This is a genomic window from Granulicatella sp. HMSC31F03 (assembly GCF_001807725.1).
GTDB lineage: Bacteria > Bacillota > Bacilli > Lactobacillales > Aerococcaceae > Granulicatella > Granulicatella adiacens.
Window position 1 is genome coordinate 23,441 of the sequence record NZ_KV790847.1, and the last position, 23,701, is coordinate 47,141.

21 protein-coding genes, 1 pseudogene and 1 riboswitch are annotated in these 23,701 nt (G+C 38.9%); of the genes and pseudogenes, 21 read left to right on the forward strand and 1 reads right to left on the reverse strand.

The genetic code is table 11. The features are described from left to right. The first annotated feature begins 41 nt into the window (after positions 1-41). The 3 genes from HMPREF3106_RS02385 to HMPREF3106_RS02395 all read left to right on the forward strand — a co-directional run bounded on the left by HMPREF3106_RS02385 (position 42) and on the right by HMPREF3106_RS02395 (position 2,996). Complete coding sequence (locus HMPREF3106_RS02385; protein ID WP_005605121.1) at positions 42-1,547, forward strand: PTS transporter subunit EIIC; 1,506 nt, start codon at positions 42-44, stop codon at positions 1,545-1,547. Positions 1,548-1,669: 122 nt separating this feature from the next. Further along, entirely contained in the window at positions 1,670-2,485 is an 816-nt protein-coding gene (locus HMPREF3106_RS02390; RefSeq protein ID WP_168160686.1) for a MurR/RpiR family transcriptional regulator, read from the forward strand. Between the two features lie 16 nt (positions 2,486-2,501). Beyond that, positions 2,502-2,996: a PTS sugar transporter subunit IIA gene (locus HMPREF3106_RS02395; protein ID WP_070444239.1), complete on the forward strand. Its 495-nt coding sequence runs from the start codon at positions 2,502-2,504 to the stop codon at positions 2,994-2,996. A gap of 39 nt (positions 2,997-3,035) precedes the next feature. Here HMPREF3106_RS02395 and lexA read toward each other — a convergent pair whose 3' ends face one another. Beyond that, complete coding sequence (lexA, locus tag HMPREF3106_RS02400) at positions 3,036-3,659, reverse strand: transcriptional repressor LexA (protein WP_005605127.1); 624 nt, start codon at positions 3,657-3,659, stop codon at positions 3,036-3,038. A 141-nt stretch (positions 3,660-3,800) separates the two neighbouring features. On the opposite strand from lexA, the gene HMPREF3106_RS02405 reads away from it, so the two are divergent. The 18 genes and pseudogenes from HMPREF3106_RS02405 (at position 3,801) to HMPREF3106_RS02490 (ending at position 23,642) form a co-directional block, all read left to right on the forward strand. Continuing rightward, on the forward strand, positions 3,801-4,049 hold the full coding sequence (locus HMPREF3106_RS02405; protein ID WP_005605128.1) for a DUF896 family protein: 249 nt from the start codon (positions 3,801-3,803) through the stop codon (positions 4,047-4,049). A gap of 191 nt (positions 4,050-4,240) precedes the next feature. Continuing rightward, positions 4,241-6,235, forward strand: a complete 1,995-nt coding sequence (tkt, locus tag HMPREF3106_RS02410) for a transketolase (RefSeq protein ID WP_070444241.1) — start codon at positions 4,241-4,243, stop codon at positions 6,233-6,235. Positions 6,236-6,308: 73 nt separating this feature from the next. Next, positions 6,309-7,007 carry an AzlC family ABC transporter permease gene (locus HMPREF3106_RS02415; RefSeq protein WP_065427291.1) on the forward strand — a complete coding sequence of 233 codons (699 nt, stop codon included), beginning with the start codon at positions 6,309-6,311 and terminating at the stop codon, positions 7,005-7,007. Beyond that, positions 7,000-7,323 (forward strand): branched-chain amino acid transporter permease, encoded by a 324-nt coding sequence (locus tag HMPREF3106_RS02420; RefSeq protein ID WP_070438808.1) that lies wholly within the window; start codon positions 7,000-7,002, stop codon positions 7,321-7,323. The genes HMPREF3106_RS02415 and HMPREF3106_RS02420 overlap by 8 nt, the downstream gene beginning before the upstream one ends. A gap of 111 nt (positions 7,324-7,434) precedes the next feature. Then, positions 7,435-8,232: a TIGR00282 family metallophosphoesterase gene (locus HMPREF3106_RS02425; protein WP_070438804.1), complete on the forward strand. Its 798-nt coding sequence runs from the start codon at positions 7,435-7,437 to the stop codon at positions 8,230-8,232. A 23-nt stretch (positions 8,233-8,255) separates the two neighbouring features. After that, positions 8,256-10,811 (forward strand): DNA mismatch repair protein MutS, encoded by a 2,556-nt coding sequence (gene mutS, locus HMPREF3106_RS02430; RefSeq protein ID WP_070444243.1) that lies wholly within the window; start codon positions 8,256-8,258, stop codon positions 10,809-10,811. 3 nt (positions 10,812-10,814) lie between these two features. Then, positions 10,815-12,725 carry a DNA mismatch repair endonuclease MutL gene (gene mutL, locus HMPREF3106_RS02435; protein ID WP_070444245.1) on the forward strand — a complete coding sequence of 637 codons (1,911 nt, stop codon included), beginning with the start codon at positions 10,815-10,817 and terminating at the stop codon, positions 12,723-12,725. Positions 12,726-12,736: 11 nt separating this feature from the next. After that, complete coding sequence (gene msrB / locus HMPREF3106_RS02440; protein WP_070438795.1) at positions 12,737-13,171, forward strand: peptide-methionine (R)-S-oxide reductase MsrB; 435 nt, start codon at positions 12,737-12,739, stop codon at positions 13,169-13,171. Between the two features lie 389 nt (positions 13,172-13,560). Continuing rightward, on the forward strand, positions 13,561-15,930 hold the full coding sequence (locus tag HMPREF3106_RS02445) for a phosphoketolase family protein (RefSeq protein ID WP_070438792.1): 2,370 nt from the start codon (positions 13,561-13,563) through the stop codon (positions 15,928-15,930). 578 nt (positions 15,931-16,508) lie between these two features. Then, positions 16,509-16,652, forward strand: a riboswitch (Lysine riboswitch). A 118-nt stretch (positions 16,653-16,770) separates the two neighbouring features. Continuing rightward, positions 16,771-17,595 carry a transporter substrate-binding domain-containing protein gene (locus HMPREF3106_RS02450; RefSeq protein WP_070444247.1) on the forward strand — a complete coding sequence of 275 codons (825 nt, stop codon included), beginning with the start codon at positions 16,771-16,773 and terminating at the stop codon, positions 17,593-17,595. Between the two features lie 308 nt (positions 17,596-17,903). Continuing rightward, a pseudogene (locus HMPREF3106_RS02455) lies at positions 17,904-18,668 on the forward strand (amino acid ABC transporter permease); the annotation flags it as partial. Next, positions 18,668-19,405 (forward strand): amino acid ABC transporter ATP-binding protein, encoded by a 738-nt coding sequence (locus tag HMPREF3106_RS02460; RefSeq protein WP_070438787.1) that lies wholly within the window; start codon positions 18,668-18,670, stop codon positions 19,403-19,405. The pseudogene HMPREF3106_RS02455 and the gene HMPREF3106_RS02460, both read left to right, overlap by 1 nt. A gap of 86 nt (positions 19,406-19,491) precedes the next feature. Further along, a complete protein-coding gene (gene tsaE, locus HMPREF3106_RS02465; RefSeq protein WP_070444249.1) occupies positions 19,492-19,965 on the forward strand; it encodes a tRNA (adenosine(37)-N6)-threonylcarbamoyltransferase complex ATPase subunit type 1 TsaE in 474 nt (157 codons plus the stop codon). Beyond that, a complete protein-coding gene (locus tag HMPREF3106_RS02470; RefSeq protein WP_070444251.1) occupies positions 19,958-20,482 on the forward strand; it encodes a GNAT family N-acetyltransferase in 525 nt (174 codons plus the stop codon). Before tsaE ends, HMPREF3106_RS02470 begins: the two co-directional genes overlap by 8 nt. Positions 20,483-20,497: 15 nt before the next feature. Continuing rightward, positions 20,498-21,196 carry a 5'-methylthioadenosine/adenosylhomocysteine nucleosidase gene (locus HMPREF3106_RS02475; RefSeq protein ID WP_070444253.1) on the forward strand — a complete coding sequence of 233 codons (699 nt, stop codon included), beginning with the start codon at positions 20,498-20,500 and terminating at the stop codon, positions 21,194-21,196. A gap of 3 nt (positions 21,197-21,199) precedes the next feature. Beyond that, positions 21,200-22,141, forward strand: a complete 942-nt coding sequence (locus HMPREF3106_RS02480) for a Gfo/Idh/MocA family protein (RefSeq protein ID WP_070444255.1) — start codon at positions 21,200-21,202, stop codon at positions 22,139-22,141. 34 nt (positions 22,142-22,175) lie between these two features. Further along, on the forward strand, positions 22,176-23,087 hold the full coding sequence (gene murB, locus HMPREF3106_RS02485) for a UDP-N-acetylmuramate dehydrogenase (RefSeq protein ID WP_070444257.1): 912 nt from the start codon (positions 22,176-22,178) through the stop codon (positions 23,085-23,087). A 15-nt stretch (positions 23,088-23,102) separates the two neighbouring features. Continuing rightward, positions 23,103-23,642, forward strand: coding sequence for an ECF-type riboflavin transporter substrate-binding protein (locus tag HMPREF3106_RS02490; RefSeq protein ID WP_083281582.1), 540 nt, complete (start codon positions 23,103-23,105; stop codon positions 23,640-23,642). Positions 23,643-23,701 lie beyond the last annotated feature (59 nt).

Consider the following 23,701-nt stretch of genomic DNA (forward strand, 5'->3'; position numbering starts at 1 on the left):
AAGATAAGAATTATTCATTTTAAGTTTAGGGGGAAAACCATATGTTTAAAGTCTTACAAAAAATAGGGAAGGCATTTATGTTGCCAATTGCCATTTTGCCGGCAGCTGGTTTGCTATTAGGGATTGGGGGAGCTTTATCCAATCCAACAACTGTTGCGACATACCCTGCATTAAATAACGAAGTATTACAAGCGATTTTTAAAGTGATGAGCCAAGCTGGAGAAGTTGTCTTTGCAAATCTATCACTTCTTCTCTGTATCGGGCTCTGTATCGGGCTAGCAAAACGTGACAAAGGAACTGCTGCTCTTGCTGGGGTTACAGGATACTTGGTAATGACTGCAACTATTAAAGCTCTTGTTGGATTATTTATGGCAAAAGATGCTTCCATTGATACTGGGGTTATCGGTGCTGTTGTAGTTGGATCAGTGGCTGTATGGTTACATAACCGTTATAACAATATTCAATTACCTCAAGTACTTGGATTCTTTGGTGGTAGCCGTTTTGTTCCAATTGTAACATCATTTGCGTCTATCTTTGTGGGAGCAATCTTCTTCTTAGTATGGCCACCATTCCAACAATTATTAGTATCTACTGGTGGATATATCTCACAAGCTGGTCCAATTGGTACATTTTTATATGGCTTCTTAATGCGTTTATGTGGTGCTGTAGGGTTACACCATATGATTTATCCAATGTTCTGGTTTACAGAATTAGGTGGAGTGGAAGTTGTAGCTGGCCAAACTGTGGTTGGGGCTCAAAAAATCTTCTTTGCTCAATTAGCGGATCCAAACCATGTAGGACTATTTACTGAAGGAACTCGTTTCTTCGCTGGACGTTTTTCAACAATGATGTTTGGTCTTCCAGCAGCCTGCTTAGCAATGTACCACTGTGTACCAAAAGATCGTCGTAAAAAATACGCTGGTTTATTCTTCGGGGTTGCATTAACTTCATTTATTACTGGTATTACAGAACCAATTGAGTTCATGTTCTTATTCGTAAGCCCAGTATTATATGTTGTTCACGCATTCCTTGATGGGGTAAGTTTCTTCATCGCTGATATTCTAAATATCTCTATTGGTAATACATTCTCAGGTGGGGTTATCGACTTCACATTATTCGGTGTTTTACAAGGAAATGATAAGACAAACTGGTTATTACAAATTCCATTTGGTCTTGTTTGGAGCGTTTTATACTATGTTGTATTTAGATGGTTTATTCTTCAATTCAATGTCGCTACACCAGGACGTGTTGAAGATGATTTAGCTAGTGATGAAAAACCAGTCGTGGAAACGAAAGACAGCTTAAAACAAGATAGCGTTCGTATTATTGATGCTTTGGGTGGTCAAGAAAATATCGAAGATGTAGATGCTTGTATCACACGTTTACGCGTATCTGTTAAAGATGTTGAAAAAGTAAATAAGGCAACGTTAAAAGAAATCGGTGCAGTTGATGTTCTTGAAGTGAAAGGTGGCATTCAAGCAATTTATGGAGCTAAAGCTATCCTTTATAAAAATAATATCAATGAAATTTTAGGTGTAGATGACTAGTAATCAATCTTAACTAAAGCAGGTAAACTAGCCCTCGTGTCTAGTTTGCCTGCTTTTAATTTTAAAAAAGAGTATGCATCGTATGTTATAATAAAAGAAACAAATGCAAAGGGGAGATGCAGGTGTTATCATTCGAGAAAAAAGTGGTTCCGATTATAGAGTCTATTTACGATACTTTAACACCGATTGAAAAGACAATTGCACAGTATTTTCTAGAACCAATTCCAGAAGGAGTGTCTCTTTCGGCACAAGAAGTGTCCAATCGTTTATTCGTTTCCATTCCGTCACTGACAAGATTTGCCCAGAAATGCGGATATAACGGATATCGACAATTTATTTATGATTATGAAAAGAAAAGTAAGGAAGAGTCGACGCTTCATATTAATTCGACTAAAATCGTTCTTGAAGATTATGCTGAGCTTTTGTCGAAGTCTTTTTCCCTTGTAAATGAAGCTCAATTAATTCGAGTTTGTGAATTGCTCAGCAGTGCAAAAAGGGTATATATATATGGTCAAGGGAGCTCTGGACTAGCAGCATTAGAGATGAAATTTCGGTTTATGAGACTTGGGATGATTTGTGAGGCGATCACGGATTTGCATACAATGCTTATGAATCGTGTGCTTGTTGATGAAGATTGTCTTGTCATTGGAATCACAGTTTCGGCAAATGAAAGTGTGGTAAAGGCAGTAAATATTGCAAAGAATCAGGGAGCAAAAACGGTTCTGATCACTTCTAAAAAGAGTGAGGAACTGTCGCATGAATGCGATGAATTGGTACTTATTGCGATGAAAAATGCTTTGGAACAAGGGACGACAATTTCACCACAGTTTCCGGTTTTAGTGGTGGTTGATATTTTGTATAGTTATTACAAGGAAATCGATAAGGAAAGGAAGCATTCTATTTTTTCAAATACATTGCATGCGATTCAACCTGAATAAAGAAGGAGAAGATAAAATGTTTGGATTTTTTAAAAAGAATAAAAACAATAAAGAAGTAGTAGTTTATGCACTAGCATCTGGAGACATTGTTCCAATTACGCAAGTGAATGATCCCGTTTTTGCGGGTAAAATGATGGGAGACGGTTTTGCGATACTTCCAACAAGTGGAGTGATTACTTCACCTGTTAAGGGAGAAATTGTAAATGTCTTTCCAACGCTACATGCTGTAGGGATTAAAACTCCTGAAGGACTTGAAGTGTTAGTCCATATGGGAATCGATACAGTTGAATTAAAAGGAGCTCCGTTTCAAACAACAGTAACTGTTGGTCAAAAGGTGGACGAGAATACGGTTTTATCAACGGTCGATTTAGAGGCATTAAATGAAGCTGGTAAAGATACAGCGATGATGGTTCTCTTTACGAATATGGATAAATTGGATACATTTTCTATCGCGACTGAAGGGTCAGTAGATGGAAAATCAGAAGTTGGGAAAGTAACGATGAAGCCTTAAATAAAATAAAAAATCCGCTCAATAGAGCGGATTTTTGTTTTAGAAAATATGACTACGGTATAAGCTAACTACTTTTCCTAGGATAGTACAATTTGGAAGAATAATTGGCTCCATTGTGTCATTCTCAGGTTCTAAGCGAACGTGGTCCTTTTCCAAGTAAAATCTCTTACAAGTAGCAGTGTCTTCTTCGGTCATTGCAATGACAATCTCCCCATTGGCTGCAGTAGATTGTTTACGAACGATAACAGAGTCACCATCAAAGATTCCAGCATTAATCATACTATCCCCTTTAATACGCAACATAAAAAGATCATCTGATTCGTTTTGTAATTCTGGTGGAATTGGAAAGAAGTCACTTGCTTCTTCTACAGCAAGAATTGGTTCACCAGCTGTAACTACACCAAGCATTGGAATAGCAGTTGCCTTTGCGCCGATAGCCTTTAATCCTGCCATTGTTAATTCAATTGCACGAGGTTTACTTGGGTCGCGCTGAATGAATCCATTTTTTTCCAATCTGGACAAGTGGCCATGAACGGTAGAAGTCGAAGAAAGCTGAACAGCATTACAAATTTCACGCACTGTTGGCGGATAACCGTGTTCTTGAACTTCTTTATAAATAAACTGTAAAACATCTAATTGTCTTGAATCTTTTAAATTTGTCATCGGAACATCTCCTTCTTTAAAAATAGTTTATCATAGACCATACTAGAAAATCAAACAAATGTTCGTATGTAAATCGGATTTTTAGGAAGTTTTTATAAATCGTGATACACTAGGGACGAATAAAAGGAAAGGAATGAAGAAATGTTATCACCAGAGAAGATTAGTCGTATCAATGAATTGGCTAAAAAGAAAAAAGAAGGAAAATTAACACCTACAGAAGAAAAAGAACAACAACTCCTACGTCAAGAGTATTTGGAGGCTTTTCGTGGAGGCATGCGTAATCATATTGAAGGATTAAAAATTGTTGACGAAGAAGGAAATGATGTGACTCCTGATAAACTAAAAGCAATCCAAAAAGAAAAAGGATTACATAATCGAGGAGAAGAATAAGGAGTCGGAGGTTGAGGATTTTCAGCCTCTTTTTTTCTACTATTTGTATCTCTAGTAAAATTGAATCAATTTTGCAAGGGGTTACTTTATTTTATTAAAGATTAGAATAACGGTTGCAAAAGAATGTTTGAATTTAGTAAAATAGAGTAGTAAGTTCCTATTAAGGAAAACTATATTTAAGGAGTGATTGTATGTTTGATAAAACCGATCAACTAGCAGTGAATACGATTCGTACACTAAGTATGGATGCCATTCAAGCTGCGAATTCAGGACACCCTGGCCTACCAATGGGTGCAGCGCCAATGGCATATGTACTTTGGTCTAAATATTTAAAGGTGAACCCAAAACGTTCTAATTGGGTCGATCGCGATCGCTTTGTATTATCTGCAGGTCATGGATCTGCAATGTTATATGCTTTATTACATTTATCTGGCTATGACTTATCAATTGAAGATGTGAAAAACTTCCGCCAACTTGGAAGTAAAACACCGGGGCACCCAGAAGTACATGACACGGATGGAGTAGATGCAACTACTGGTCCGCTTGGACAAGGGTTTGCAAACGGTGTTGGGATGGCTATGGCTGAAGCTCATTTAGCTGCAAAATTCAACCGTGAAGGGTACCCAGTTGTGGACCACCATACTTATGTATTATGTGGTGACGGGGACTTAATGGAAGGAATCTCGTATGAAGCCGCATCTCTAGCAGGAACATTGAAATTAAATAAATTAATCGTGTTATACGATTCAAATGACATCTGTTTAGATGGACCATTAAATAAAGTGTTTACCGAAGATGTGAAGAAACGCTTCAAAGGATTAGGTTGGAACTATATTCGCGTTGAAGATGGAAACGACTTAGATGAAATTGCAGAAGCTATTGAAGAAGCACAATGCCAAAAAGAAAAACCAACGATTATTGAAGTGAAAACGGTTATTGGTTACGGTGCTCCAAACCAAGGAACAAATAAAGTTCATGGAGCTCCTTTAGGACCTGACGGCATTGCAGAAGCAAAAGCAAACTACGGATGGGAATATGGCCCATTTGAAGTTCCTGAAGAAGTACAACACCGTTTTGATAAATTATTAGTCCAAACAGGTGAAAATGACTACAATGAGTGGAAAACTTTATTCGAAGGTTATAAACAAGCTTATCCAGAACTTGCAAAAGAATTCGAAGATAGCTTTGCAGAAAACATCGAAGTAGATCTAGAAAAAGTATTACCTTCATATGAATTTGGTAGCCCAGCAATGGCTTCTCGTGTAACAAGCCAAGCTGCAATTCAAGAATTAGGAAAACATATTCCATTCTTATGGGGTGGGTCTGCAGACCTTTCTTCATCAAACAACACAATGAACAAAGCAGATACAGACTTCTCTCACGAAAATTACGGAGGAAGAAACATCTGGTTTGGGGTTCGTGAATTTGCGATGGGAGCTGCGATGAACGGCATGCTTCTTCATGGTGGTAACCGTGTCTATGGTGGTACATTCTTTGTATTCGCAGATTACTTAAAAGCAGCGATGCGTGTTGCAGCGATTTCTCATTTACCTGCAATCTATGTATATACACATGACTCAATTGCAGTTGGGGAAGATGGACCAACGCATGAACCAATCGAACAATTGGCAGCGTTCCGTGCAACTCCAAACTTAAACGTGATTCGTCCTGCAGATGGTAACGAAGTATCTGCTGCGTGGAAAGTGGCCGTAGAAACAAAAGACCGTCCATCAGTACTCGTATTCTCACGTCAAAACTTACCAGTTCTTGAACATTCACAGGAATTAGCATATGAAGGTGTGAAACGTGGGGCTTATGTAGTAAGTCCTCAAAAATGCGATACACCAGAAGGTATCTTGATTGCGACAGGTTCTGAAGTGGATCTTGCCATTGAAGCGCAAAAAGTGCTTGCAGAAGAAGGAATTGATGTCTCTGTTGTTTCAATGCCATCCATGAACTTATTCGAAGAACAACCAAAAGAATACCGCGAATCAGTATTACCTAGCGATGTTCGAAAACGTGTTGCCGTTGAAATGGGCGCAAGTTTCGGATGGGGACAATATGTTGGCCTTGACGGAGCTACTGTGACGATCGACCGCTTCGGGTTATCAGGTAACGGAAATAAAGTCATGGAAACATTAGGATTCACTGTAGAAAACGTAGTGAATACATTTAAATCTTTATAAAAATAGGTTAAAATGAAGATTGAAAGCCCACAAGTAGTGGACTTTCAATCTTTTTTTGTTTTTAGGAGAATGTATGAACGAATTGAAACAAGCATTTAAGATTAGTTTACCCATCTGTTTCGGGTATATCTTTTTAGGAATTGCATTTGCACTCTTGATGTCACAAGAAGGATTTCCAGCTTGGGCTTCTATTTTTTCAAGTATATTTGTGTATGCAGGATCCATGCAATTTGCTCTTGTCTCATTTATGAGCGCAGGGATGAGTTTTTGGATGATTGCTTTAATGACTTTATTTATTAATGCCAGAATGTTGTTTTATGGCGTTGGCTTTATTGAAGAATTTAAAAAGTTGGGCTGGAAAGCATTTTATTTAATCTTCGCCCTATCAGATGAAACCTTTTCTCTCTTAGTAGGGATGAAACAAACGAAGAGTGAAGATAATGAACAAGTGATGGTCTATGTTGGACTGTTGAACCATTTCTATTGGGTCTTTGGTACAGTCATTGGAGTTGTCATCGGCGAATTCCTTCCATTTTCAACAAAGGGAATCGATTTTTCAATGACGGCACTATTTGTGGTCATTCTTGTAAACCAATTGAAAAAGGCGGACCGTTATTTCCCGTTCATCATTGGGGGAATTAGTGCTATTTTCTGGTTAATTCTTGTTGGAAAACAATATTTCCTTGTGTGCGCCTTAGCTACAACGATGATCGGTTTAATTGCAATCTTCGAACGTGAGAAACTACAAATGAAGGAGGAAGAAAATGAGTAGTACGTATATTATTCTTGCTCTTATTACTAGTGGAGTCGTGACCTTTGCGATTCGATTATTTCCGTTTTTAGTACTCCGCAATCAAACGAATTTATCCTCCCGCATGCAGTTTATTTCGGCGGTCTTACCACAAGCGATTATTACGATTCTAGTTGTCTATTGTTTAAAGGATATTTCGTTTATAAGCGCACCATTTGGAATTCCAGAACTCATTGCTATCGCGATTGTCGTCTTATTGCAATGGTGGAAGGAGAATACTTTGCTGAGTATCTTTGTCCCAACGGTTATTTATATGGTGTTATTACAAGTGATGTAAAAATAACATAGTTGTTAATTTAAGCTACCTAGTTCATGGTTGTATCTAGGTATTTTCTAGCCTTATTTTATGGTAAAATAGAGCTACATTGATTTAGAAAGAGGCACTCTTATGAAATTACTATTTGTTGGAGATGTTGTCGGATCTCTTGGAAGAGAGATGGTCGCACAATACGTCCCAAAATTAAAGAAAAAATATAAACCGCAAATCACCGTGATTAATGGGGAAAATGCTGCCCATGGAAAAGGAATTACGGAGAAGATTTATAAAGAGTTATTGCAGGCTGGAGCAGATGTAGTAACGCTTGGGAATCACGCCTTTGATAACAAAGCAATTTTTGATTTCATTGAAGATGCCACAAAAATGGTACGACCGCTGAACTATCCAGCAGGAGTTCCAGGAAAAGGAATCGTTTATGTAAAATGTAACGACAAAGAAGTGGCCGTCATCAACTTGCAAGGCCGTGTCTTTATGAATACATTGGACGATCCTTTTACCAAAATTACAGAGACGGTTGAAGAAGCTAGAAAGAGAACACCGATTATCTTTATCGACTTCCACGCCGAAGTAACCAGTGAGAAACAAGCCTTGTCTTGGTACTTGGACGGAAAAGTGTCTGCCGTCGTTGGAACACATACGCATGTACCTACAAACGATGCACGCGTCCTTCCACAAGGAACAGCCTTTCTTTGTGATGTGGGGATGACAGGTCCGTATAACGGAATTCTCGGAATGGACCGCGATATTATTATTACGAAATTCCTTAATCAATTGCCAGCACGATTTGAAGTGGCAGAAGACGATGAAGGCCAATTAAGCGCTTGTTTGATTGATATTGATGATAAAACAGGGAAGGCGAAATCGATTCAACTGATTCGCATTACTCCAGATGCACCATTTTTTGAATAAAAAGATTAGAAAGAGAGTCCGAAATGCCACAAAAAACGAAACACACACCGATGATGCAACAGTATTTTTCGATTAAAGAAAAATATCCTGATTGCTTATTGTTTTATCGACTAGGTGATTTTTATGAATTGTTTTATGATGATGCGATTGAAGCAGCACGACTTCTCGAAATTACACTAACCAGTCGAAATAAAAATGCTGAGGACCCAATTCCAATGTGTGGGGTTCCTCATCATGCCGCAAAAGAATATATAAAAACGCTGATTGAACTTGGAAAGAAAGTAGCCATTTGTGAGCAGTTGGAAGATCCAAAGCTTACAAAGGGAATGGTGAAGAGAGACGTTGTTCAAGTCTTGACGCCTGGGACCTATACAGAATATCAAGCGCAAAATCAAAACCATTATTTAGTATCGATTTTACCGCTTGTTGGGAAACGATATGCACTCTCATATGTGGATGTGTCAACTGGGGAATTAAAAGTGACACAACTTGAAAACTTAGAAGAAGTGCGTAGCGAATGCTCAAGTTTACTATGCCGTGAAGTCGTTCTTGTCGATAGTGATGTGACAGAAGAACTTCGCCATCTGTTTACAAGCATGCAAATCTTGATTTCAACGATTGAAAAAGATGAAATTAATGCAGAAGACTGCACAGACTTAGTCTCAGAACTAGAAGATGAAGCTTCAGTTCGATGCGTACAAAATCTATTAAGTTATTTGAAACTGACTCAAAAGAGAAGTTTCTCGCACTTACAAAAAGCACAAGCATATCAAAGCGAGTTCTATCTCTCAATGAATTATGAGACAAAACGTAACTTAGAATTAACGACGACAATCCGTTCCAACCAAAAACATGGGTCACTATTCTGGTTCTTAGACGAGACGCAAACGGCGATGGGTGGACGTCTCCTCAAACAATGGCTTGAAAAACCACTTGTATTAGAAGGAGCGATTCAAAAACGCCATGCATTAGTAGAAACATTGAACCAACATTACTTCGAGCGTACAGACTTCATCGAAACATTGAAACGTGTGTACGACTTAGAAAGAATCGTGGGAAAAGTGTCATTTGGAACCGCCAATGCACGAGACCTCTTGCAACTTAAACAAACACTTAGTCAAGTACCAATCTTTAAATCGATTGTGGATAGCTTGGACTCAGAGGCATGGAGCGCTCTTGGAGAAAACTTATTCGACATTCCTGAGTTATACGATTTAATCGACCGTGCCATCGACGAAGATGCGCCACTGACGATTTCAGATGGAAATATTATCCGTTCAGGATATAACGCGACACTCGATACGTACCGCGATACGATGAAACACGGAAAAGAATGGATTGCTTCTCTCCAACAACAAGAACGTGAGCAAACAGGCATCAGTTCATTGAAGATTAGTTTCAACAAGGTGTTTGGGTACTATATCGAAGTGACAAAATCAAATCTATCGAAACTCGATAGTAGCCGCTATGAGCGTAAACAAACGCTGGCGAATGCGGAACGTTTTATTACGCCTGAATTAAAAGAAAAAGAAACGCTCATTCTAGAAGCGGAAGAAAAATCAAGTGCACTCGAATATCAATTATTCGTAGAAGTGCGTGAACAGGTGAAACATTATACGGCCGAGTTGCAACAATTGGCAAAGACGGTCGCAACGATAGACGTCTTACAAGCGTTCAGTGTGGTGAGCGAACGTTATCACCTGGTGAAGCCTACGATTTCAATGAAGAACCGTAGACTCTGGATTGAGGATGGTCGCCATCCGGTTGTTGAAAAGGTGATGGGACAATCAACGTATGTTCCAAATAGCATTTCAATGAGTCCAGACGAGCATATTCTTCTCATTACTGGGCCGAATATGTCCGGTAAATCGACTTACATGAGACAATTAGCGCTCTGTGTGATCTTAGCGCAAATCGGATGTTTTGTACCTGCTAAGAGTGCAACGATTCCAGTCTTTACGAAAATCTTTACCCGTATTGGGGCTGCTGATGATTTAATTTCTGGACAAAGTACATTCATGGTAGAGATGATGGAGACAAACCATGCACTTCGAAATGCCGATGAAACAAGCTTGCTATTGTTTGACGAAATCGGACGTGGAACGGCTACTTATGATGGAATGGCGCTCGCTGAAGCCATCATCACATATATTCACGAGCATTTATCTGCAAAAGTATTATTCTCAACGCATTACCATGAGTTAACAAGACTCAGCGAGAAATATGCAGATTTACGCAATGTGCATGTGGGAGCCGTTGAAGAAAATGGCGAAGTGGTCTTCTTGCATAAAGTATTAGAAGGTCCTGCTGATAAGAGTTACGGAATTCATGTGGCGAAGCTGGCTGGACTTCCAACAGAGCTCTTGAAAAATGCCAGCACGATTTTAAATCATTTAGAAGCTAAAGGGGCTGCTAATGAAAATATCACCTTCGTGGAACAAGTATCTCTCTTTGAAGAAGAAACAGCGTCGGTACCTGAATGGGTTCATGAGCTTAAAGGATTAAACTTAATGAGTATGACGCCAATGGATGCAATGAACATCCTGTATAAATGGCAACAAATAGAAAAGGGTGAGTAGTGTATGGGAACCATTAAAGAATTAAGTCCATTACTGACAAACCAAATCGCAGCAGGGGAAGTCATCGAACGTCCTTCTTCTGTGGTGAAGGAATTGCTCGAAAACGCGATTGATGCTGGCAGTACTCGTATCGAGATTGAAATCGAAGAGAGTGGTCTTCGCAAGATTCGCATTCAAGATAACGGAAGTGGGATGACGAAAGAGGATGCTCGTATGTCGATTAAACGTCATACAACGAGTAAACTTTATTCGCCGGAACAACTCTTTAGAATCCGTACGCTTGGGTTCCGCGGTGAAGCCTTAGCGAGTATTACGGCCGTATCGAAAGTGACGCTGACGACTTCTACCGGTGAAGACAGCGGCGTGGAGTTGAAGATTGAGTCTGGTGAAATTAAAGAAGAAAAGACCGTTCCTCCGTTAAAAGGAACGACATTCTTAGTTGAAGATTTGTTTTATAATACACCGGCACGGTTGAAATTCGTTCGTACATTGCAGACGGAGTTAGCTCATATTACGGATGTGGTGAGTAAAGCATCTCTCAGTCACCCAGAAATTGCCTTTATTTTAAAAAATGACGGCAATCTGTTATTGCAAACTTCTGGGAAGGGTGAGTTGCTGCAAGCAGTCGCTGGAAATATTGGACCCGTAAATGCTCGTAAGATGTTACCTTTTAGTGGAGAAGACGAAGATTTCAAAGTATCAGGATATACGTCGCTCCCAGAACTCACTCGTTCAAACCGCAATTACTTATCGATTTTCATTAATGGACGTCCAATCCGTAATATGGCGATTGCAAAGGCCATTACATTAGGATACGGATCCACATTAATGGTGGGACGATTCCCGATTACGATTATTTCGATTGAAATGGACGTACAACTCGTTGATGTGAACGTGCATCCAACGAAACAAGAAGTTCGAATCAGTAAGGAACAAGAACTCTCACAGGTGATTCAAAAGGCCATTAGAGAGGCGATACAAGGCGTACAACGCATTCCTGAATCGATTGAAGACTTGTCCTTCAAACGCAAAGAAAACAGGGTAGAAGCTCCAAAACCAGTCCAACAAACTTTGGAGTGGCAATTGAAGACACCTATTGTGGAGTCTACTCGCGTGGAAACACCTTCTTATTCAGAAAATGTAAGAGAAGAAGTGGAAGTTCTACCAGCCGATGATGCGCCTCTAAAAGTAAGTCAGGCAGATGAACCTGTCGAGCAAGAAGAACTCTTGGACAGCCACGATGAACATGCAGACTACTTAAAATTGGCTGAGAAAATCGATACACAACCTTTTGAAAAGGAATTCCCAGAATTACATTATTTTGGACAAATGCATGGAACTTATTTATTCGCGCAAAACGAAAAAGGCTTGTATATGATTGACCAACATGCCGCCCAAGAACGGATTAAATATGAACAGTTCAAAGTGGAGATTGGTCAAGTAGGAAGAGTGAGTCAACCACTAATGGTTCCGATATTACTAGAGTTTTCGAAAAAAGATAGTGTGAAATTGGAAGAACGTTTATCTTTTGTTGAAGAGTTTGGAATTGAGATGGAGCCATTTGGACAAAATACCTTCCAAATTCAATCGCATCCAGCATGGATTAAAAAGGGACAGGAGAAGGCGATTATCGAAGAAATTATCGACTTTATCTTGGCTGACGAAAAGATTACGGTTGCTAAATTAAGAGAAGCAACAGCCATTATGATGAGTTGTAAAGGTTCGATTAAAGCCAACCATCATTTAAGTGAGTGGGAAGCACGTCAGTTATTAGTGGATTTAGCCAAATGTAAAAATCCATATAACTGTCCGCACGGTAGACCCGTACTCGTTCATTTAACGAATAAGGACTTGGAACATCTCTTCAAGAGAATTCAAGATCCGCATCAAACGAAACGACAACAATTTGAATAGGAGAGACCACGATGGAATTTTCAAAAGAAGAACTAAAAAAACGATTAACAGAAATTCAATACGAAGTGACTCAAAATGAAGCCACAGAAAGACCTTTCTCAGGAGAATATGATGATTTCTACGAAGAAGGAATCTATGTAGATATCGTCAGTGGTGAACCACTTTTTAGCTCAAAGGATAAATTTGATGCAGGATGTGGTTGGCCATCATTTTCAAAACCAATTGAAAATACAACTCTAACGGAGAAAGAAGATTACAAACTAAGCCGTAAAAGAACTGAAGTAAGAAGTGGACAAGCAGATTCACATTTAGGACACGTCTTTGAAGACGGTCCAAAAGAATTAGGTGGACTACGTTATTGCATTAATTCAGCGTCTCTTCGCTTTGTCCCAGTTGATAAACTCGAAGAAGAAGGTTACGGAGAGTTTCTTCAATATTTTAAATAAAGATCTGTTTGAACCTTATTATATGGAAAATCCGGGGTGGAAACCTCGGATTTTTTTGATCCTATCATACTTTTTATGAACGTTTTATTGCGGAATGAACATAAAAAATGGTAATATAGAGTGCTCGATGAATTAAATGATCAAAAAATCGAGATAAAACAGTCAAATAAATGTGGTTATGAACGTTTTCGATTTCTAAATAACCGTTTCGAAAACAGGAATATTTCCTACAAAACAAAGAAAACTAATGTATTTTCTGAAGGTTCTAATGCTTCTTCTTGACAGAGGCTACAGGCTATGGTAGATACTTGTCGATTAAAAAATGATAATTTTTTGAATCGGCTTTTCTGATTTTTTAGGAAACCAAAAACAAGAAGGGAAGAAAATACATGACACAATTTGATACACCAGAATACTTAGCAAAGGTGGATGCTTGGTGGCGTGCAGCGAACTACATTTCAGTAGCTCAAATGTACTTAAAAGATAACCCACTTTTACGTCGTCCAATCCAAAAAGAAGACGTTAAACTTCATCCAATCGGACACTGGGGAACAATCGCAGGACAAAACTTTATTTATGCGCACTTAAACCGTGCTATTAATAAATATGATTTAGATATGTTCTACATTGAAGGACCAGGTCACGGTGGACAAGTAATGGTTTCTAACTCTTACTTAGATGGATCTTACACAGAGTTATACCCACAAATCACTCAAGATGAAGCAGGGTTCAAACAATTATGTAAAATCTTCTCATTCCCTGGAGGAATTGCGTCTCACGCGGCTCCAGAAACTCCTGGTTCAATTCACGAAGGTGGAGAATTAGGTTACTCATTATCACATGCTACAGGTGCTGTTTTAGATAATCCTAACGTAATTGCAGCAGCAGTTATTGGTGACGGAGAAGCAGAAACTGGTCCTTTAGCAGCTGGTTGGTTCTCAAACACATTTATCAACCCAGTAAACGATGGTGCAGTTTTACCAATCCTTTACTTAAACGGTGGTAAAATCCACAACCCAACTATTTTAGCTCGTCGTACAGATGAAGAGTTAACACAATTCTTCAATGGTTTAGGATGGGATCCAATCTTCGTAGAAGGAACAGATTCTGAAAAAGTTCACCCATTAATGGCTGCTAAATTAGATGAAGCAATTGAAAAAATTCAAGCAATTCAAAAAGTAGCTCGTGCTAAGAGCGCCGAAGAAGCTACAATGCCACATTGGCCAGTATTAGTAGTACGTACTCCTAAAGGTTGGACAGGTCCAAAAGAATGGAACCATGAACCAATCGAAGGCGGATTCCGTGCTCACCAAGTTCCAATTCCAGTATCTGGAGAAGCTATGGAACACATCGATAGCTTATTAGACTGGTTGAAATCATACCGTCCAGAAGAATTATTCGATGAAAATGGTAAATTAGTAGAAGAAATTGCTGCAATTTCTCCAAAAGGCCCACGTCGTATGAGCATGAACCCAATCACTAACGCAGGGGTTGTAAAACCAATGGAAATTACTGATTGGACTAAACATGCCATCGATACATCTAAACCAGGTGCTATCCAAAAACAAGATATGATTGAATTTGGTAAATTTGCTGCTGACTTAGTAAAAGCAAACCCAGATAACTTCCGTATTTTTGGACCAGACGAAACTAAATCTAACCGTCTAAACGAAGTCTTCAAAGCAACGAACCGTCAATGGGTTGGTCGTCGTGACGAAAGCTACGATGAATGGATTTCACCAGTTGGTCGTGTTATCGACTCACAATTATCAGAACACCAAGCAGAAGGTTTCTTAGAAGGTTATGTATTAACAGGCCGTCACGGATTCTTCGCATCTTACGAATCATTCTTACGTGTAGTGGACTCAATGATTACTCAACACTTCAAATGGTTACGTAAAGCTAAAACTCACGCTCCATGGCGTAAAAACTATCCATCATTAAACTTGATTGCAACATCAACAGTGTTCCAACAAGACCATAATGGATATACTCACCAAGATCCAGGTTTATTAACACACTTAGCTGAGAAAAAACCAGAATTCGTTCGTGAATACTTACCGGCGGATACAAACAGCTTGATGGCTGTTATGGCTGAAGCTTTAAGTTCAGAAGATAAAATTAACTTAATCGTTTCTTCAAAACACCCACGTCCACAATTCTACTCAGTAGAAGAAGCTAAAGAATTAGTACGTGAAGGTTACAAAGTAATTGATTGGGCTTCAACAGTGAAAGAAGGAGAAGAACCAGACGTAGTAATTGCTGCTGCAGGTACTGAACCTAACTTAGAAGCATTAGCAGGTATTTCAATCTTGCACAAACAATTCCCAGAATTGAAGATTCGCTTCATTAACGTAGTAGATATCTTGAAATTACGTTCTCCAAAAGTGGACCCACGTGGTTTATCTGACGAAGAATTTGATAAATTATTTACTACTGATAAACCAGTTGTATTCTGCTTCCACGGTTATGAAGGTATGATTCGTGATTTATTCTTCGATCGCAACAATCATAATGTTCATATCCACGGATACCGTGAAAACGGAGATATCACAACTCCATTCGATATGCGTGTGTTATCTGAAATGGACCGATTCCACGTTGCTAAAGACGCTGCAGTTGCTGTATACGGCGACAAAGCTAGCGAATTTGCTGCGAAAATGGACGAAACTGTGGAATTCCACCACAGCTACATCCGCGAACACGGGGAAGATATTCCTGAAGTTGTGAGCTGGCAATGGGAAAACGTGAATAAATAATTCATCTAACAGGGTGCCTCAGAAATGAGGCACTCTTTTTTGTGCTTAAAAGATAATTAATGATTACTTCGGAACCTTCGGTTTCTTTTTAATCGCTGTAGTGGGGTACCGGCGCAAGCCTTGGTCTTGCGCCTTTAAAGCCTCAAAAAGGGAGTAAGGAATAAATTCCTAACTCCCTTTAATTCGCATTTAATACGATTCCCCACCACTGCGATTATAGAAACTCGAAGTTCCTTCGTAATCATTTAATTTTTAGTGCAAAAAAAACAGTCATTTCTAAGGCAAGCTGTTAGTAATGAGGGAGGGGAAAGAGGGAGTAAGACAGAAGGAAAAATTGACTCACAGTGTGAGTCGATTTAATTTCGTAGTCTTATCCTCGCAAGGCTGATTGGGATAAAGCAAATCACGAGTGATGAAGCTTTATCCAATCAGCTACTGCGTAAAGGTATCTAAGTGAGTCTTATTTCGAAATATAATATAAATTATAATTTTGTTAGTAATTTTCAAAAAATGAAAATATAGGGGTTGACTTTCAAAAAATTATGTGTTAATTTATGTTCAACAATTAAATCAAATGGTTATTGAACTGAGGTGCGGAAGACAAGAGTACAGGAAACTGGAAAGGGGATTTCGCCGAAACGTGAAAACGTTGGGGGCTGGTCATAATAGGTCAGTCACTGTCATGATATCTGCCCAGATACTCATGAAGTGCAATCAATTACCGGGCAAAAGAATGACTACTTATGACTTTTTTTATGGGGAATCACGGCTTTTGTTCGTGGTTCCTTTTTTGTGTGTGATGAGTGAACCGGTTTGATAATCGAGAAGGAGAGAAAGAAAATGAAAAAAATTTTAGGCGCAATTGCAGCTTTAGCAATGACAGTAGGATTAGCAGCGTGTGGAACCCCTGTTAGTCAAGGAACAGCCAATCAAAACCAATTAGTGGTAGGGATGGAAGCTGGTTATCCACCATTTAACTGGACTCAAAACGACGATTCAAACGGTGCGGTAAAAATTCAAGGGACAGACCAATACGCTGGTGGTTATGACGTTGAAATCGCAAAACGTGTAGCTAAACAATTAGGAAAAGAATTAGTTATTGTTAAAACGGAGTGGGATGGCTTAACACCAGCTCTTGTTTCAAGTAAAATAGATGCAATCATTGCTGGTATGAGTCCTACTGAAGAGCGTAAAGCAACAATCGACTTTACTGATTCTTACTATGATTCACAATTAGTATTAGTTGTTAAAAAAGGTTCTAAATATGCAAATGCTACTTCATTAGCGGATTTCTCTGGTGCTAAAGTAACAGCTCAATTAAATACTTTCCACTACTCAGTAATCGACCAAATTCCTGGTGTCGACAAACAAACTGCGATGGATAACTTCCCAGCAATGCGTGTAGCTTTACAATCTGGAACAATTGACGCTTACGTTTCTGAATTACCAGAAGCAATTTCAGCTCAAGCAGCAAACAGTGACTTCGTAATGGTTAAATTAACAGATGGATTCAAAACATCACCAGAAGACACACAAACAGCTGTTGGTGTGAGAAAAGATAGCTCACTAACAAAAGAAATCAACGAAGCATTAAAAACAATCTCTAGCGAAGAACGTCAACAAATCATGCAAGAAGCAATTAAGAATCAGCCTGCAGCAGAATAAACAGGATACGAGGGCGAACGGTCAGGACTGAATCACTGGACTGATATGACGCAAAGGACTTGGGACAAGTCGTGCGGACATATCAGGAAGTGGACGTCAGTCCTGTGAGCCCGAGTTCAACTACAGGATGTGAGGAAAAGCGTTCAGCCAATATTCACTGTGTGAATGTTGGGTGATTGCGAGCTCAACTACACCACTGCGCAGGGGCACTCGCTAAATACAAAAAGCAAACATAACACACCGCCACATTGTGTGGCGTATACATACACAAAATATAGAAAGTAGGAAAATAAATGAGTATTGATTGGATTGTAAAAATCATTCAACAGAACTGGCAAATGTTTTTAACAGGTGCCTGGATTACACTATATATTTCAATTATTGGTACAATTATCGGGACATTAATCGGGATGTTCATCGGATTTGTTAAAACAATTCCACTACCAGAAAAAGGACCTAAACGTATCCTTTTAAAAATTGCAGTTATCATTTTAAACTGCTATACAGAGTTCTTCCGTGGAACACCGATGATCGTACAAGCGATGGTAATTTACTACGGAACAGCATTAATGTTTGGAATTAACTTAGATGTTACATTCGCTGCGATTTTCATCGTATCGATTAATACAGGGGCTTATATGTCAGAAATCGTTCGTGGTGGGATTATTTCTATCGACCAAGGACAATTTGAAGCCAGCCAAGCTATCGGGATGACTCACTGGCAAACAATGCGCTATGTTGTTTTCCCACAAGTACTTCGTAACATCCTTCCAGCAGTAGGGAATGAGTTCGTTATCAACATCAAAGATACTTCTGTATTGAACGTAATTTCAGTTTCAGAATTGTACTTTGCGACAAAAACAGTTGCGGGACAAAACTTCCGTTACTTTGATACATTCTTTGTCACATTAATTTTATACTTCATCATGACATTCACAGTGACTCGTATCTTACGTTACTTCGAGCGTAAATTAGATGGTCCAGATAACTATGAAGTGATTTATTCAGATCCATTAAACTCAAATTCAATGTCAGCAGTCGAAGAAAAAACTAGACAGAAAGGAAATGCATAATGAGCGAAGCAGTAATTTCCATTCAAAACTTAAGTAAAACTTTCGGTACTAATGAAGTTCTTAAAGATATTTCTTTTGAAGTAAAACAAGGGGAAGTAGTAACGATTATCGGATCAAGTGGTTCTGGGAAATCAACACTTTTACGTTGTGTCAACTTACTCGAAAAACCAACTTCAGGCGAAATCTACTACAATGGCCAAAACATTTTAGAACATGACAAGAGCATTTACGAATACCGTACTCACGTAGGAATGGTATTCCAACAATTTAACTTATTTAACAACTTAAACGTGTTAGAAAACTGTATTGTTGGACCTATGAAAGTGTTGAAAAAATCAAAAGAGGAAGCAGAAAAAATCGCAAAAGAATTCCTTGAAAAAGTAGGAATGTCTGCGTATATCAATGCAAAACCTCGTCAATTATCAGGTGGTCAAAAACAACGTGTGGCTATCGCGCGTGCATTATCGATGCAACCAGATGTATTGCTTTTCGACGAACCAACGTCAGCACTTGACCCAGAAATGGTTAACGAAGTATTAGAAACAATGAAAAGCTTAGCGCACACAGGGCTAACAATGATTGTTGTAACGCACGAAATGGGATTTGCCAAAGAAGTGAGTGACCGTGTTGTCTTCATGGATAAAGGGGTTATCGCAGAAGAAGGTACTCCAGAACAAATCTTTGAAAACCCACAAGTGGACCGTACAAAAGAATTTTTAGGACGCGTTCTAAAATAAGCGAAATATGCTATAATGAGCTAAGACAGTTTGTCTTGGCTCTTTTTTTATGCAAGACAACGAGATAAGGTTGAAGGAGTATCATCATGTTTGAAATACATACAACATCACAAGAGGAGACAATGGCACTAGGCAAGCGTCTAGGCGAAGAGTTATTTGAAAATAGCTGTGTAATCCTAGAAGGCGATTTAGGCGCTGGAAAGACGACCCTTACAAAAGGAATTGCCCTTGGCTTAGGCATCGACCGTGTGATTAAAAGCCCAACGTATACATTGATTCGCGAGTATCGTAAAGGAAGACTGCCGCTATTTCATATGGACATGTATCGTATTGAAGAAAGTGGTGGCGCCAGTGAAGTAGGGCTTGAAGAGTACTTCTATGCGGGTGGCGTGTGCGTCGTTGAATGGGCGCAGTATATTGAAGATGAACTTCCTTCAACGTTCTTAAAGGTGAAAATCGACCGTGTAGGAGACGGCGAGTCTGAACGTGTGATTCGTCTAATACCACACGGAAAAGAGTACGAAGAATTTATCAACAAATTGGAGGCAACAGATGAGTAAAGAAAGAGAAATCACATTCGCACTTCCAGTCAAAGACGATGCCAAAGCGTTATTAGATTACAGTAAAAAAGTAGGAAGCGAAACAGACTTTCTCTCTTTTGGAGCTGAAGGGTTGAGATATTCTATCGCTCAAGAAGAATTGTTTATTGAATCGCTCTACGAAAACGAAAATCAATATATGTTACTAGCAAAAGATGGAGACGAGATTATAGCGGTCGGTTCGATTGCTGGGAGCCTGCATCCTAAATTTTCACACCGTGGAGAGTTAGGAATCAGTGTATTGAAGTCCTATTGGGGGCAAGGTATTGCGACCGTGATGATGGAAGAAATGCTTGATTGGGTGAGGGATTATTCAACTCTTTCTCGTGTTGAACTTGAGGTCGTAGCTATCAATAAAAAGGCCCGTCGCCTCTATGAAAAGTGTGGATTTGAAGAAGAAGGTCGACTTAAGAACGGTGTAAAAATCGGTGATGGATATGAAGATATCGTCTTGATGGCGAAACATATCGAACGATAATGATGAGGTGAAAGAATGAAATTTGGAATTATTGCGGCAATGGAAGAAGAAAAACGTCTGCTCGAAGAAGAGATGACGATTGAAAAGAAAACAACCGTTGCCAATTGGGAATTTATTGAAGGGACACTTGTTGGAAAGTCAATCGTACTTGTCCAATCCGGGATTGGGAAAGTGATGTCAGCTCTTGCTGCAGGAATTTTAATTGACCGCTTCGGTGTAGACTTGGTGATGAATACGGGTTCTGCCGGTGGGTTTGGTTCATCTCTTGAAATCGGAGATATCGTCATTGGAACGGAACTGGCATACTGCGATGCTGACGTAACAGCCTTTAATTATGTTTACGGGCAAATGCCGGGCATGCCAGCACGTTTTGCGATGAATCAAGACTTTTTACCGTCACTTGAACAAGCGATTGCTAAGGTGGATTTAAAGAGCCATACAGGCCTTATCGTTTCTTCTGACAGCTTTATCCATACTCGTGAGCAAAGAACACATATTTTAAAGCACTTCCCAGATGTGATGGCGTCTGAAATGGAAGGAGCCGCAATCGCACAAGCATGTTATGCATTTGGAGTTCCATTTATTGTGATTCGTGCGATTTCAGATATTCCAGAGCGTGGGACCTCTGCTGTTGATTTTGATACTTTTATTGTTCAAGCAGGGAGACGTTCTGCTCAAATGGTTCATCAATTACTACAAGAATGGGAAGGATAAAGAATGTTAAATATTGGGATTGTTGGTGTTGGCGCGATTAGTCAAAAAGCTTACTTACCTGTGATGCGTTCGATTGGGAATGTCAAATGGTATATGTGTACTCGAAATCAAGAAGTGTTGAATAGAGAATCTAAATTGTTAGGGAGATGTATTCCTTGCAATACGATTGAAGAATTATTGCAATTTCCTTTAGATGGAGTCTTTATTCATGTGTCTACAAACGCTCATTTTGAGGTGGCAAAACAATTTTTAGAAAAAGGAATTCCAGTTTATATGGATAAATCAGTAGCTCCTAGTTATGAGAAAACGATGGAATTATATCAACTAGCAAAAAAACACGATACCTTCATCATGGCTGGATTTAATAGACGTTTTGCTCCTAAAGTAGAAGTCTTAAAGAGTGTAGAAGATAAGAAGAGAATTATTGCAGAAAAGAACTGTACAGTTGCTTCTCAAGATACAAGAACTAGAGTCTTTGATGTTTTTATTCATCCTTTAGATACAGCACTTTACTTAATGGATTCACTTCCAACGAATGGTACTTATTTCTATAAGAAAAAGGATGGAGTGTTAGAACAATGTACGGTTTACCTAGAAAATGAAAATGAAACGGCTTTGGTTCAATTCAATGAAACTTCTGGAGCTAACTTAGAAAGAATTGAAGTGCAAAGTCCTAGTGGAACTTATTCCATTCGAAACTTAACGGATTTGGTGATTACTCAAGGTCAAGATGATGTTTTGGATGGATTTACGAGTTGGGATTCTACTTTGTACAAACGTGGATTTGAGACGATTATTCATAGCTTTATCATTGCAGTTCAGACAAAATCAGAAAACCCAGTTTCGGCAAACAGTAGCTTGTTAAGCCACTTGATTTGCGAAAGAATCGTTACGGCAAAAGCTCCTCAAGGTTTCCTAACATTTGACGTAAACTCATTAGAATAGTAGTATTAAAAGGATTACGATTAAGGAGAATAGTATGGACTATACATTATTTTCAAAAGAGTTTCCAACTGTAAAAGTTTTTTATAATGAACCTCTAAAAAAATATACATTTACTAAGACTGGTGGGAACGCAGCAATTCTTATTTTTCCAAAGGATAAACAAGAAGCAAGCGAGGTAACACATTGGTTACGTCAGCAAAATATTCCGACGACAATTTTAGGAAATGCTTCTAATGTTATCATTAAAGATGGCGGAATTTCTGGTGCTGTGATTATGTTGAATGATATGTCGCACTTAAAAGTAGACGGCACAAAGATTGTTGCTGAAGGCGGAGTAGCCTTAATTGACGTTTCTAAGGAAGCTGCTAAAAATGGCTTAACAGGTTTGGAATTTGCATGTGGAATTCCAGGAAGTGTAGGTGGAGCCATTTATATGAACGCAGGAGCTTATGGTGGAGAAGTCAGTGAAGTTGTAGAATATGTAGAGGTAATTACTCCAGAGGGCTACTTAAAGACCTATTCTGCTGAAGAATTAGAGTTTAGTTACAGACACAGTTTCATTCAAAATACTGGAGATTTAGTGATAGAAGTGGGATTCCAATTAGAAAAAGGGAATCAAGAAGAGATTGACGAAAAAATTGCAGAATTAACGCATTTACGTCAAAGTAAACAACCGCTTGAATACCCTTCATGCGGAAGCGTCTTTAAACGTCCCGAAGGATATTTTACTGGGAAATTAATTCAAGACGCTGGCTTACAAGGATATCAAATTGGTGGGGCACAAGTCTCCAAAAAACATGCTGGATTTATTGTGAACATTGACAACGCTACGGCTACAGATTATATGGATCTAATTCGCTACATTCAAAAAGTAATTTTAGAAAAAGATGGAGTTTCTCTAGAACCAGAAGTTCGAATTATCGGAGAAGAACCTACATCGCATTAAGAGGAGGAGAGGATTGTGAAAGACGGATTACAAAAGACAGTTATTTATACAATTTTAGGAATTGTCATCATGACTGCTTTAATGACCTTAACGTCGATTACAACACCGATTGAAGGAGTATATATTCAATTGGCATATGGGTACCTTGCGCTCTTTGCGGGTGTTGCTGGAGCACTTCCAGCTGCCATTGTTGGGTTTACTGGCCATGTATTGTTTGATTTATTCAATACAGATCATTTATGGATTTCTTGGGCTATCAGTTCAGCTGCGTTAGGTTTTACGTTTGGATTTGCGATTCGAAGAAGTAGCCTTCGACAAGGAGTGTTTTCAAAACACGATATGATTCGATTTAACGTGGTTCAAGCTGCAGTGAATATTGCAATCTTTGGGTTGATTGCCCCAACCTTAGATGTTTTATTCTATCAGTCTTCTACAACCATTGTATTTACTCAAGGCTGGATCGCAAGTATTCTAAATTTATTAACCGTCGCTATTTTTGGAACGATTTCTTTAAAAGCATATGCGACCTACAAATTAAAACAAAACAAGCAATAGAAAAGCAAAATCTCGAAATTCTCATTGATATGCTCCCTCTAAAGTAGACACTTAAAAAA

Bases quoted from the DNA above. Each gene is read 5' to 3' on its own strand.
- HMPREF3106_RS02385 (WP_005605121.1), top strand. From the start codon at position 42: ATGTTTAAAGTCTTACAAAAAATAGGGAAGGCATTTATGTTGCCAATT.
- HMPREF3106_RS02395 (WP_070444239.1), top strand. From the start codon at position 2,502: ATGTTTGGATTTTTTAAAAAGAATAAAAACAATAAAGAAGTAGTAGTT.
- lexA (WP_005605127.1), bottom strand. From the start codon at position 3,659: ATGACAAATTTAAAAGATTCAAGACAATTAGATGTTTTACAGTTTATT.
- HMPREF3106_RS02405 (WP_005605128.1), top strand. From the start codon at position 3,801: ATGTTATCACCAGAGAAGATTAGTCGTATCAATGAATTGGCTAAAAAG.
- tkt (WP_070444241.1), top strand. From the start codon at position 4,241: ATGTTTGATAAAACCGATCAACTAGCAGTGAATACGATTCGTACACTA.
- HMPREF3106_RS02415 (WP_065427291.1), top strand. From the start codon at position 6,309: ATGAACGAATTGAAACAAGCATTTAAGATTAGTTTACCCATCTGTTTC.
- HMPREF3106_RS02420 (WP_070438808.1), top strand. From the start codon at position 7,000: ATGAGTAGTACGTATATTATTCTTGCTCTTATTACTAGTGGAGTCGTG.
- HMPREF3106_RS02425 (WP_070438804.1), top strand. From the start codon at position 7,435: ATGAAATTACTATTTGTTGGAGATGTTGTCGGATCTCTTGGAAGAGAG.
- mutS (WP_070444243.1), top strand. From the start codon at position 8,256: ATGCCACAAAAAACGAAACACACACCGATGATGCAACAGTATTTTTCG.
- mutL (WP_070444245.1), top strand. From the start codon at position 10,815: ATGGGAACCATTAAAGAATTAAGTCCATTACTGACAAACCAAATCGCA.
- msrB (WP_070438795.1), top strand. From the start codon at position 12,737: ATGGAATTTTCAAAAGAAGAACTAAAAAAACGATTAACAGAAATTCAA.
- HMPREF3106_RS02445 (WP_070438792.1), top strand. From the start codon at position 13,561: ATGACACAATTTGATACACCAGAATACTTAGCAAAGGTGGATGCTTGG.
- HMPREF3106_RS02450 (WP_070444247.1), top strand. From the start codon at position 16,771: ATGAAAAAAATTTTAGGCGCAATTGCAGCTTTAGCAATGACAGTAGGA.
- HMPREF3106_RS02460 (WP_070438787.1), top strand. From the start codon at position 18,668: ATGAGCGAAGCAGTAATTTCCATTCAAAACTTAAGTAAAACTTTCGGT.
- tsaE (WP_070444249.1), top strand. From the start codon at position 19,492: ATGTTTGAAATACATACAACATCACAAGAGGAGACAATGGCACTAGGC.
- HMPREF3106_RS02470 (WP_070444251.1), top strand. From the start codon at position 19,958: ATGAGTAAAGAAAGAGAAATCACATTCGCACTTCCAGTCAAAGACGAT.
- HMPREF3106_RS02475 (WP_070444253.1), top strand. From the start codon at position 20,498: ATGAAATTTGGAATTATTGCGGCAATGGAAGAAGAAAAACGTCTGCTC.
- HMPREF3106_RS02480 (WP_070444255.1), top strand. From the start codon at position 21,200: ATGTTAAATATTGGGATTGTTGGTGTTGGCGCGATTAGTCAAAAAGCT.
- murB (WP_070444257.1), top strand. From the start codon at position 22,176: ATGGACTATACATTATTTTCAAAAGAGTTTCCAACTGTAAAAGTTTTT.